Source organism: Pseudorhodoplanes sp. (genome assembly GCF_035565795.1).
Classification (GTDB): Bacteria; Pseudomonadota; Alphaproteobacteria; order Rhizobiales; family Xanthobacteraceae; genus Pseudorhodoplanes.
The window spans coordinates 1-11,392 of sequence record NZ_DATMRV010000210.1 but is presented as its reverse complement, the minus strand read 5'-3'; the positions used below and the strand labels follow the sequence as shown (position 1 = coordinate 11,392).

Genomic DNA, 11,392 nt, shown 5'->3' with positions numbered 1-11,392 from the left:
GATATGAAAATCACGAAGATCGAAGACATGCACGCCGACGGTGGCTGGCGCACTCTATCTTTCATTAAGATTTCCACCGATCAGGGAATCGTAGGCTGGGCCGAGACGTGTGAAGGCATGGCCGGACCTGGCCTCACGATGGTGATCCGAAGGCTTGCCGAGCGCTTGATAGGTCGCGATCCGCGCGATGTTGGGCCGATTGGTACGGATCTCTATGTTGCAACGCAAATGGCCCATGGCGGGATGATGGCGCAAGCCATCGCCGCGCTGGAAAATGCCTGTCTCGACATCAAGGGAAAGGCTGCCGGGCTTCCGGTGCATGCGCTTTTTGGCGGCGCGTATAGAACGCGCCTTCCGGTGTACTGGTCGCATTGTGGAACCTATCGCGTTCGCAGCGCTGAACTGTTTGAGAAAGTAAACAACACACCACCGATCCGGACGCTGGACGATCTCAAGGCGCTCGGAAAGGAAGTCGTCGCGCGCGGTTTCAAAGCTCTCAAGACCAACACGCTCCTGTTCGACGGTGATCGGCCGCGCCAATACCGGCCGGCCTTTGTGGGAGGCGCCGGACATCCAGAGTTCAACCTGTCGCCCACCTTGCTGGAGGCGATCACGGAGCAACTCGCGGCGTTCAGAGAGGGCATCGGCCCGCACACCGGGCTGATGATCGATCTGAATTTTCACTATAAACCCGAAGGACTGCGGCAGATCGCAAAGGCTGTGGAGCCCCACCGGCTGACTTGGCTTGAGATCGACTCACACACACCGGACGCCCTGGCAGCAATCCGACGCTCGACAACGACGCCAATCGGCGCATTGGAGACCATCTATGGGCGCCGTGCTCTCAAGCCTTATCTCGACGCCCAGGCTGTCGACGTCGTGATTGTGGACCCGCAATGGAACGGCTTCGTGGAAGCGATGCGCATTGCCAGTCTCGCCGACCTCTACGAGGTCAATGTCGCAGCGCACAATGCTCACGGCTATCTATCGACACTCATGGGCGCGCATCTCTGCGCCGCCATTCCGAATTTCCGGATAATGGAATTTGACGTCGACGAGGTTCCGTGGGCAGCAGACTTCTTCACACACCCGCCGGTTATCGAAGATGGGCAGATGCTCTTGCCCACTGGCTCGGGCTGGGGTTGCGACGTCCGCGAGGAAGCCATTCTGGCGCGGCCACCGAAGAACGTCGGAAACGCAACATGGCTGCTCGATTTTCACCGCCGTCATGGTGTGGCTGTCTGAAGCGTGTCGTGACGCCCGACATCACGCATTCCGCTTATTCGAATGGCCGCGTGCAATGACCGAGCGCTGCCCACACAACACCAACAAGCAACGTTCATGACGTGTGCAACGAGAGTCGATCGCCATTGCATCCAACTCTGACGCGGGTATCGTATTGGCCATCGTATCCAGTCGAGTTCGTGTATGAAAATTACTGATGTCACACTCACGCTTTTCGCGTGGGAGGGTCTGCCGACTATCTCGTATCACGTTGTCCAGAAGGCCGGGCAAAAGCACGATCTCGGCCTGCTGACCATCTCGACGGACGAGGGAATCGAGGGGCACGCGTTTCTGGGAAAGGTCATCGAGCCTGGTTCATCAGATGCCGCCGGCCTGATCCGATATCTGAAGCCAGCCTTGATGGGGCAGGATCCGCTTCAGCGCGAACGGCTCTACCATGCGATCTGGCGCCGCAGTCGGCTGGCCACGATCCGCGCGATCGGCGCCGTGGACGTTGCACTGTGGGATATCGCTGGCAAGGCCGCTAACATGCCGATCCATCGGCTGCTCGGATCCTATCGCGAGAAGATTCCGGCCTATTGCAGTTCGGATCATTTGCCGCATCCTGAGGCTTATGCCGAAGAGGCGATCGCGTTCAAGGAGCGGGGATGGCACGCCTACAAAATCCACCCCGCCGGTCACTGGCGCGAAGACATCGCAATCTGCGAAGCAGTTCGGAAAGCCGTCGGCGACGATTTTACGCTGATGCTCGACTCGACTTTTCTCTACGATTTCCCGGCGGCGATGCGCGTAGGACGCGCGATCGAAGAAATGGACTTCTACTGGTACGAAGACCCGCTCGGCGATCACGACATCTACAACTACAAGAAGCTGAAGGAGAAGCTCGACATCCCGATCATGGCGACCGAACGCCCGATCGCAGGTTTCGACTCCTACGCGATCTGGGTCACCGAGCGCGCCACCGACTATCTGCGCGGCGACGTCGCGATCAAGGGCGGCATCACGTCGCTCGTGAAGACAGCGCATCTGGCCGAAGCTTTCGCGATGAACTACGAGGTGCATGTCGGCGGAAATTCCATCAACAATCTCGCGAACCTCCACGTCGAACTCGCGATCCGCAACACCGAGTTTCACGAGATCCTTATGCCGGAGACGGCCGCCGTGTACGGCTTGTTGAACGAGCCGATGGTGGACCGCGAAGGCTACATTCACCCGCCTGAAGGTCCGGGTCTCGGCGCCGAGATTGATTTTGATCTCATCAAATCCAAGACCATAGCCGTACTGTCCTGACGATGTTGCAGGTCAACGACATCGCCGTTGTTGACTATCGCTCCGGCCGGCCTGTTGCCTTGACGGGCCCACTGTCGTTCGACGTCGCTGAGGGCGAGATTTTCGGTCTTGTCGGGGAAAGCGGCAGCGGCAAGACGATGTGCGGCTTGGGCCTCATTCGGCTGGCGCCGGCAACGTCGCGCATCAGCGGCAGCGCGGTGCTTCGGGGAAAGGACCTTGTCGCGGCATCAGAGCGCGAAATGCGGAGGATCCGCGGCGCCGATATCGGCATGATCTTTCAGGAGCCGATATCTGCGCTCAACCCCGTATTCACACTGGAGACGCAGCTCATTGCATCAATCAGAGCGCACCAGAAGCTGAGTAAACGGGAGGCGCGAGCGAAGGCCGTCGAGCTCATGCGCCTCGTCGGCATCCCCGATCCGGAATCGCGGCTTAAATTCTATCCACACCAGCTCTCCGGCGGACTGGCGCAACGCGCAATGATAGCGATGGCGCTGTCGTCCGGCGCCAAATTCCTGATCGCGGACGAGCCGACGACATCGCTTGATGTCACGATCCAGGAACAGATTATCCAGCTCATCGAAAGGCTGGCGCGCGAGAGCGGCATTTCGGTGCTTTTTATCAGTCACGACCTCGGTGTCGTCGCCCGTCTGTGCAGGCGCGTTGCCGTGCTTTATGCGGGCGAAATCGTGGAGATCGGCACAACCGAACAGTTGCTGCGCGACCCCCAACATCCCTACACCAAGGGCTTGCTGCGATGTGCGCCGGATTTCGATGAGGTCGGCTCCATACGTCGCGGCATTCCGGGGACACCGCCGATAGCCGGTCAACTTACCGTCGGCTGCCGCTTTCGCGAGCGATGCACTTTCGCAATCGAGCTTTGCGCGACGCCTCAGGTTCTGGCGGAGCGAGCGCCCGGTCACAGCGTCAGATGCTGTCGGTCGGAAGCGCTTCGGGGTCAAGCTGCATGACCGTACTGCTGCAGGTTCGCGATCTCACCGTAACGTATCGGTCGCGCAACCGCGGCACCCTGACCGCCGTAGCAGGCGTATCGCTCGACATTCATGAAGCGACCACGTTGGCTCTCATCGGAGAATCCGGATCCGGAAAATCGTCGGTCGCGCGCGCGATCTGCGGATTGACCATGGTCGAGAGCGGGGCAATCAAGATTGACGAATGCGATCTCCCGCGAGAGATCGACCCTGCGAGCGCGGCCGGCCAGCACGGCATTCAGATTGTCTTTCAGGATGCGTCGTCGTCACTCGATCCGCGCTGGCCCATCTGGAAAAGCGTTTCGGAACCCAGACGTGCGCGTTCGCGCTCCAGTTCCGCTGAACATCGGCGCGCGGCGGTATCGCTTTTAAATCGCGTCGGCTTGCCCGCCTCCTTTGCAGATCGGCGCCCTCACCAGCTGTCCGGCGGGCAACGTCAACGGGTCACGATCGCCCGTGCGCTCGCTGCCGATCCACGCATCGTGATCCTCGACGAAGCCGTGTCCGCGCTGGACGTCTCGGTTCGCAACGAAATCCTCGCACTGCTTGACGAACTCAAACGCGAACGGCGTCTGACCTATCTTTTCATCTCGCATGACATGGGCGCCGTGGCGCAGATCGCAGGCGACGTCGCGGTGCTCTACCTCGGCAAAGTTGTGGAAGCGGGCCGCGCGGAAACTGTGATCCGTCATCCCTTGCATCCTTATACGCGCGCCCTTATCGCGGCTGTGCCAAGCATTCATCCGGAGCGGCGCCGGTGCGCCACACAGGCGATTGGCGAACCGGACGACCCTGCCAATCCACCGTCCGGCTGCCGGTTCCATCGTCGCTGCCCTTACGTCATCGATCGATGTCGCAGTGACGAGCCGGCCCGGCGTGAGTATGATTTCCGAGACATTGCCTGTCATCGTGCGGAAGACATCAAGAAACTGACCGCAAATGCCTAGGGAGAAAAGCCGTGATATCACTGCGTTGGTGTACGCTCGCTTTGTACGTGTCGTTGCTTCCAACATTTTCGGTCACGTCCGCAAATCAGGGGCATGCAGGCCCGGCTGACAACACGCTGGTCGTCGGCGCGCTGACTGATCCACAGACACTCGACCCCGCCAGCGGGACGCTCGGAACCGACATTCCGTTTCTTTATCCGCTCTATGATCGTTTGATCGATTTCGAACCGAAGACTCTGGAGTTACGGCCCGGCCTCGCAACGTCTTGGAGCTGGTCCGATAACCGGCGCGCGCTGCAGCTGAAACTGCGCCCGGGAGTCAAGTTTCATGACGGCACCTCTCTCGATGCGGCCGCGGTCAAGACCAACATCGAGCATTTCAAATCGCTACGAAAGAATTTCGATCTTGACGGAGTGACATCGGTCGAGGTCGTCGACCCGCAAACTGTTGTCCTCCACCTCGACAAGCCGAACTCGACTCTGCCCGGTTTGCTCGCAGAACGCGCCGGCATGATGCTCTCGCCGGCCGGCCTCGAAAAATACGGCAAGGATTTCGGTCAGCATCCGGTCGGTACCGGACCATTCATGCTGAAGGAATTGGTAGCCGGAAAGGCCGTCGTCTATCAGAAATTCCCGGACTACTGGAACAAGGGAGAGCCGAAGCTCGATCTGATCGAATTTCGCGTCATTCGCAACGCGACCTCGCTGGTGTCTGCACTGCAGTCCGGGCAGCTCGACTATGCGGCCAACCTCGATCCGATCAACCTGCCGGTGTTGCAGCGCAATGCCAACCTGCGCGTCGCAGTCGAGCCGACGATTGCTTTCAGCATCATCAACCTGAACTCAGGCACTCCCCCACTCAACGATGCGCGCGTTCGCCGCGCGATCGCCATGTCGATCGACCGTCAGGCTCTCGCCAATGCCGCATTCGGCGCAGCCGCCAAGGCTTTGCCGGCGAACCTGCCCGTGCCGCCGAACTATTGGCCAAGCACGCCGGCCCTTGAGAAGGTCTTCACCTACAGGCCTGAGGAGGCAAAGAAACTGTTGGCCGAGGCCGGCTATCCGGATGGCATCACATTCAGCCTGTGCGCGCCTGCGTCCGCCGGGACACCCCTGCCCGCACCCAAGCTGGTCGACATCATGCGTGAGCAGATGAAGCCGGTCGGGATCAAAGTTGAATCGCAGCAAGTAGCGAGCGGCGCGGCTTGCGTCGAGATGTTCAACAAGAAGGCGATGCCGACATTCATGGCAACGTGGTCGGGCCGCCCGGACCCTGCGATCACCTATGCGCAGGTCCTGAGCACAAAAACCGCGTATAATGTCGGTCAGACCAAGTTTGGTGAAGCAGAAGACGTGATCGCTCAGCTCTATGCGACCTCTGACCGTGGAGAGCAGAAGAAGCTGATCGACAAGCTCAACGCACTGTGGGTCGAGCACGTGCCGATGATCACCCTCTACTATTATGTGAACGCGGTGGCCTACAATGCCAAGCTAGCAGGTGAACAGCCAAACCTCCTTGGCAGACCGTACGTTCGCACGCTCTACTTCAAGAAGTAGGCGCTTGAACCGGTCATCCGATGCGGACGATCATTCTGCGACGGCTCGCGGCGCTGCTGCCGACTGCTCTGCTCGGCAGCCTGATCATATTTGGCATCGTTCATCTCACTCCCGGCGGGCCGGCAGCTGCTATTGCTGGCCCCGACGCTGGCCCGGAGGTGATTGCCCGCATCAATCATGAACTCGGCCTCGACCGCCCCATCCTGGTTCAGTTCGGATCGTGGGCGTGGCATCTCGCGCATGGCGATTTCGGCCGTTCGCTGATGAATCGTGAATATGTCAGCACGCTCATCGCGCAGCGCCTGCCGGTCACCGCGACACTGGCGATTGAGGCACTCATTCTGGCATTGCTGGTTGGAGTTCCGCTCGGCGTCTATGCGGCCGTTCGGCGGGGAACAGCAACGGACACGGCGGTCAAAACGCTGTCGGGCCTGACCCATGCATTTCCCGAATTCTGGGTCGGGATCATGGCGATCAGCCTCTTCGCCCTGCAGCTTGCCTGGGTCCCTGCGACCGGCTTTGTTCCAATCTCAGCCGGGGTTAAGGCACATCTGATCTCCGTTGCGCTGCCTGCATCGACGCTCGCGCTCGGGCCCTGTTCGGTAATCGTGCGCTTCACACGATCCTCGATGGTCGAGGCTCTCGGCGGAAATTATGTTCGGACGGCGTGGGCGCTCGGGCTGACGCCGATGCAGATTTACTGGCGTTTTGCACTCAAGAACGCATTGATCCCGATTGTCACGATCACCGGCATCGTGTCCGGCACGCTGATTGGCGGCGCCGTTCTTGTGGAGCGCGTGTTCGCGCTGCCGGGAATCGGCGATCTGCTGGCGGAAGGCGTCCTGCAGAAGGACTTTCCCGTCGTGCAGGGCGCGACCGTTCTGATGATGGGGATCGTCATCTTCATCAATCTTGTGGTGGACGTCACCTGCGCCCTCCTCGATCCGCGCACAAGGGCGTCATGACCGCAGCCATCGAGCAATCCGTCAAGGACCGTCCCGGAGCACGCTTGCCGCGCATCGTGCGCTTGATGTGGCGTCGGCCGTCATTCGGGATTGCGGTCGTCTATCTCGTCGCGATCATCGTCGTCGCGGTGTTCGCGCCGTGGCTCGCGCCCTATGATCCGATCAAGCAAAATCTCGGCAATCCGCTGGCCGAGTTTTCGAGGGAGCACCTGCTCGGCACCGACGACCTCGGGCGGGATGTCCTCAGCAGGTTGATCTGGGGCGCACGGCCAACACTGGTCGGCACCCTGGTCGCGATGGCAACCGCCTGTGCGATTGGAATCCCGTGGGGGCTTGCTGCGGGCTATTCCGGGGGCGTCATCGATCTTGTCCTGATGCGCGTCGCGGACTCCATTCTCGTCTTCCCCGGTGTGGTGCTCGCCCTGGCGCTCACAAGCGCGTTCGGCCCCAGTCTGGTCAGCACGATGATATCGCTCGGAATCGTCGTATCGCCCGTGCTGGCGCGCGTGGTTCGCGCAGGCGTGCTCACCGTGTCCTACAAGGATTATGTCACGGTCACCCGGATGTACGGACTATCGTCCTGGCATCGCGTTACACGGCACGTGCTGCCGAACGTCATGGCGCCGACGGTCGTGCAAATCACATTGCTGTCCGGGCTTGCTGTGCTGGCGCAGACGGGCCTGAATTTCCTCGGCCTTGGCGTTCCGAATCCTCACCCGAGCTGGGGCTCGTCCGTCGCCGAGACGTTCCGCTACGTCGTGGTGGATCCGACCGCGCCGATCCTGCCGGGCCTCGCCACCGTTTTCACGGTGCTCGCGCTCTACCGCATCGGCGACGAGATCCGCGACCTACTCGATATCGACCGATAACAGAAGAAACAAAGTGACAGGCAGTTTGGAAAAGTCGCCCTTAGCACTAGGCCACCTTCGCATCATCGATCTCGGCGAAAACATCGCGTCGCAATATTGCTCGCGTCTGTTTTCGGATTTCGGAGCGGACGTCATTCTTGTCGAACCGCCCGGGGGCTCGGCAACCCGACGCATCGGACCGTTTCGAGCCAACGGCGATTCACAACTGTTCCTGCATCTGAACCTCGGCAAGCGTTCGATCACAGCCGATCGCTCGAGCTCCGCCGGATGGGAGCACATTCTCGACCTGGCAAAAAACGCCGACGTGATCCTCGTTCCGCCGGGTGCAGATCGGAAAGCGATCGCCGGGCAGAACGATCAGGCCGTCATCTGCCTGATCAGCGATTTCGGAGAGGATGGGCCGCGCGCGGCATGGCGTGGCGGCGAAATGATCCATCAGGCGCTCTCGGGCGTCATGTACCGCAACGGAAGGCCCGATCGGGAGCCTTTATACGGCGTCGGCCATCGCGCCTCCTACACGTCGGGTGTTGCTGCTTACACCGCGGCCTTGTCTGCAATCTTCGCCCGGCAAAGACTGGGACGGGGTCAGGAGATCACCATCGATGTATGCGAAACTGCCGCATCGATGACGTACGGAATGGCTAGCCAGTATTTCTATAACGGCGTCGTCGACTCGCGTTCCACAGCACCGCGACTGCCCTCGGCGGTCGTGCGGTGCCTGGATGGATGGCTCTCGGTCTTCATCTACGACTATCGCTGGCGCGACACCTGGGCTGCGCTCGGCGCACCGGAGATGGCAACCGATCCTCGCTTTGCCAACGTGGAAGACCGCATGGACCGCTGGCCGGAGGTCGTCCGGTTGATCGAGCGACAGACCGAGAACATGCGTGCCGATGACGTGGTGCGAGCACTGCAATCGGTCGGCGCCATCGCGGCCAAGGCGGCGACGCCCGCCGATCTTGCCGTCTCGGATCACCTGAAGGCGCGAGATTATTGGGAGCAGATCGATACCCCCGAGGGACCTCGCCGCATCCTGGGAGCGCCATTTCGCATGTCGGCCACGCCGCGGATCGTACGCGGCGATGCACCGAGGCTGAATCCGGCGCACAACCGGGACGCCGTGGCATGATGATCGAACATCACGGTCCTCTTGCCGGCGTGCGCGTCATGGACATGACAACGGCCTGGGCTGGTCCGTTTGCCGGGCGTGTGCTCGCGTATCTCGGCGCTGAAGTGATCCACATCGAATCGGCAACCCGTCTCGATCTGTGGCGAGGTGCCGGTCACGGTCTCGATCCGGTTCGCTATCCCGATCTCGATCCAGGAGAGCGGCCCTATAACCGAACGGTGCTGTTCAACTCGCAGAATCTCAACAAGCTGTCATTCACGGTTGACGTCAAAAAGCCCGGTGGGCGCGACGTGCTGTTGAAGCTAGCTGCTGTTTCCGATGTCGTCCTCAGCAACTTCACCCCGGGCACGCTGACGCGAATGGGGCTTGGTTACGAGCATCTGAGGGAATCAAAACCGGACATCATCGTTCTGGAAATGCCGGCTTTCGGAAACACGGGGCCGATGGCGCATCACGGCGCGCTCGGACCCGGAATGGAGTTTTCGTCCGGCATGAGCGCGTTCGTCGGCTATGACGGCGGAGCGCCGATGCCGACAGGACCGGCCTATCTCGATCCGATTGGCGGATATAACGCCGCTGCCGCCATTCTCACTGCGCTGGTCCATCGGCAGGCGACAGGACAAGGGCAGTACGTCGAAATGTCTCAGGTCGAGGCAGCTATGCCGTTCATCGGAGAGTTAATCCTCGACAGCCTCGAAACCGGTCTGTCTCCGAAGCTGCAGGGCAATCGCATCGCCGACGCAGCACCTCACGACGCTTATCCCTCTCTCGGCGCGGACGCCTGGGTCGCAATCAGCGTAACCAATGATCTCGAATGGAAAACGCTTGCGGAAATCATCGGAACGCCGCAACTCGGAACCGATCCGCGCTATGCCGAAGCAAACGCGCGTTGGCGCAACCAGGACGACTTGCGCGAGCCTATCTCGAGCTGGACGCGGCAATTGACCAAACACGAAGCCGCCGTGCGACTGCAGTCGATCGGGATCGCAGCCGCGCCGGTGCAGAACGGCCGAGACATCGCGGACGATGCCTATCTCGCTGCGAGGGGATTCTTTGACACCCTGGATCATCCGGAGGCTGGACGACGGACCTATCAGGGCTTGCCGTTCAAGTTTTCGCTGACACCCGCAGGACAACACCGCGCGTCGCCCTGCCTCGGCGAACACACCGGCATGATTCTCCGCGACATCCTGCAGATGACCGAAGCCGAGATCGAGGCACTATCGGCCGCGGGAACGACCTCCAACATTCCGGCCTGAAACGCCGCAATACGCTGAACTTTTAGAGAAGGTGGCAGAGCCGTGACGAACGCGAATCCCGTTTCCGAATCATCCGATGTCGTATTGCTCGATCGCCGCGGCAAGGTCGCGTGGCTCACGCTGAATCGGCCACAGGTTCTTAATGCGATCAATAGCGAGATGCGTCAGCGCCTGACTGCGCTTCTTAGGGAACTCGACCGTGATCCGAGCGTGCACGTAATCGTACTCGGAGGTGCGGGCCGGTCTTTCTGTGCGGGAAACGACCTGCGTGAAAGCGCAAACGACAGCATCGAAGTGTCCGAACGAAACAGCGAAGAATACTTCCTGCTTTACGACACGGTCCGGACACTGACAAAGCCGTTGATCGTGACGATTCACGGCCATTGCACGGGGGCGGCCCTGCAGATTTCGCTTCTGGCAGACCTGCGGATAGGCGGAGTAGACGCAAAAATCGGCATGACGGAGCTCAACGTGGGTATGCCGGTCGTGATCGGATCCAGCCTTCTGCTTGCGGTCGTCGGCGAGGCCGTGATGCGACGACTGATCCTGTTGGCGGACTTCATTCCATCGGAGCAGGCCGCCGCCTGCAATCTGCTGCATGAAGTCGTACCCAATGACGCGCTCGATGCACGTGTGATGGACATCGCAACCGGTATAGCCGGACGACCACCTGCAGCAATCAAGCTGACCAAGGCCTGGTGGAACGAGATCACCTCTCCGCTGATCGAAAAAACCTGGTCTTACGCACGCGACAATCGGACCATGCTTGCCGAGGCAAGAAAGGCAAACCTCCCTGGCCGCTTTGGTCGTGCTCAGGGAGATTCCTGACAAATTCGAGGCGTCTCCAAAGCAGATCAACGACGTCGGACCGCATCTCATAAGTGCGATCGCAGGACTCGCTGCAAATGTGACCCCAGTCACACTGCCTCGTCTCGCAAAAGGCGGTCATCAGCAGACCGGGCCAAGGTCGGTTAATGCCGGTGGATCATTGGACGCGAATTCGCTCGTCAAGCAGGTGTTCGCCTCGCGCCACGCGCTTGCGGTGGCACGAGGCGACTTTTATGCGACCGGCCTCGTGTCCATGCGTGAATCACTCCGAGCTCCGGCAACACAGTGCCAACGCGATCGCGCGTCGTTTCG

General features: G+C 60.5%; 10 protein-coding genes. All 10 read left to right on the top strand.

All coding sequences use genetic code 11. From position 1 onward, the window contains the following. On the top strand, positions 1–1,245 hold a 1,245-nt coding region (locus VNZ93_RS18990), incomplete at its 5' end, for a mandelate racemase/muconate lactonizing enzyme family protein (RefSeq protein WP_325708750.1). Positions 1,246–1,428: 183 nt separating this feature from the next. Next, on the top strand, positions 1,429–2,535 hold the full coding sequence (locus VNZ93_RS18985; protein ID WP_325708747.1) for an enolase C-terminal domain-like protein: 1,107 nt from the start codon (positions 1,429–1,431) through the stop codon (positions 2,533–2,535). Positions 2,536–2,537: 2 nt separating this feature from the next. Continuing rightward, positions 2,538–3,506: an ABC transporter ATP-binding protein gene (locus VNZ93_RS24965; protein ID WP_414710121.1), complete on the top strand. Its 969-nt coding sequence runs from the start codon at positions 2,538–2,540 to the stop codon at positions 3,504–3,506. Further along, positions 3,467–4,474, top strand: coding sequence for an oligopeptide/dipeptide ABC transporter ATP-binding protein (locus VNZ93_RS18975; RefSeq protein WP_325708743.1), 1,008 nt, complete (start codon positions 3,467–3,469; stop codon positions 4,472–4,474). The genes VNZ93_RS24965 and VNZ93_RS18975 overlap by 40 nt, the downstream gene beginning before the upstream one ends. 11 nt (positions 4,475–4,485) lie before the next feature. Then, positions 4,486–6,030, top strand: coding sequence for an ABC transporter substrate-binding protein (locus VNZ93_RS18970; protein WP_325708740.1), 1,545 nt, complete (start codon positions 4,486–4,488; stop codon positions 6,028–6,030). Between the two features lie 20 nt (positions 6,031–6,050). Beyond that, on the top strand, positions 6,051–6,995 hold the full coding sequence (locus tag VNZ93_RS18965) for an ABC transporter permease (RefSeq protein WP_325708737.1): 945 nt from the start codon (positions 6,051–6,053) through the stop codon (positions 6,993–6,995). Next, the gene (locus VNZ93_RS18960; protein ID WP_325708734.1) at positions 6,992–7,864 is read left to right on the top strand and encodes an ABC transporter permease; all 873 of its coding nucleotides are present in this window, start codon (positions 6,992–6,994) and stop codon (positions 7,862–7,864) included. Before VNZ93_RS18965 ends, VNZ93_RS18960 begins: the two co-directional genes overlap by 4 nt. Positions 7,865–7,877: 13 nt before the next feature. Then, positions 7,878–8,993 (top strand): CaiB/BaiF CoA transferase family protein, encoded by a 1,116-nt coding sequence (locus VNZ93_RS18955; RefSeq protein WP_325708731.1) that lies wholly within the window; start codon positions 7,878–7,880, stop codon positions 8,991–8,993. Beyond that, complete coding sequence (locus tag VNZ93_RS18950) at positions 8,990–10,252, top strand: CoA transferase (protein WP_325708728.1); 1,263 nt, start codon at positions 8,990–8,992, stop codon at positions 10,250–10,252. The genes VNZ93_RS18955 and VNZ93_RS18950 overlap by 4 nt, the downstream gene beginning before the upstream one ends. A 42-nt stretch (positions 10,253–10,294) precedes the next feature. Further along, positions 10,295–11,080: an enoyl-CoA hydratase/isomerase family protein gene (locus tag VNZ93_RS18945; protein ID WP_325708725.1), complete on the top strand. Its 786-nt coding sequence runs from the start codon at positions 10,295–10,297 to the stop codon at positions 11,078–11,080. Positions 11,081–11,392 lie beyond the last annotated feature (312 nt).

What these genes read in the sequence shown, in the direction of transcription:
- VNZ93_RS18960 (WP_325708734.1), top strand. Translation starts at nt 6,992, where the DNA reads ATGACCGCAGCCATCGAGCAATCCGTCAAGGACCGTCCCGGAGCACGC.
- VNZ93_RS18975 (WP_325708743.1), top strand. Translation starts at nt 3,467, where the DNA reads ATGCTGTCGGTCGGAAGCGCTTCGGGGTCAAGCTGCATGACCGTACTG.
- VNZ93_RS18985 (WP_325708747.1), top strand. Translation starts at nt 1,429, where the DNA reads ATGAAAATTACTGATGTCACACTCACGCTTTTCGCGTGGGAGGGTCTG.
- VNZ93_RS18965 (WP_325708737.1), top strand. Translation starts at nt 6,051, where the DNA reads ATGCGGACGATCATTCTGCGACGGCTCGCGGCGCTGCTGCCGACTGCT.
- VNZ93_RS24965 (WP_414710121.1), top strand. Translation starts at nt 2,538, where the DNA reads ATGTTGCAGGTCAACGACATCGCCGTTGTTGACTATCGCTCCGGCCGG.
- VNZ93_RS18950 (WP_325708728.1), top strand. Translation starts at nt 8,990, where the DNA reads ATGATGATCGAACATCACGGTCCTCTTGCCGGCGTGCGCGTCATGGAC.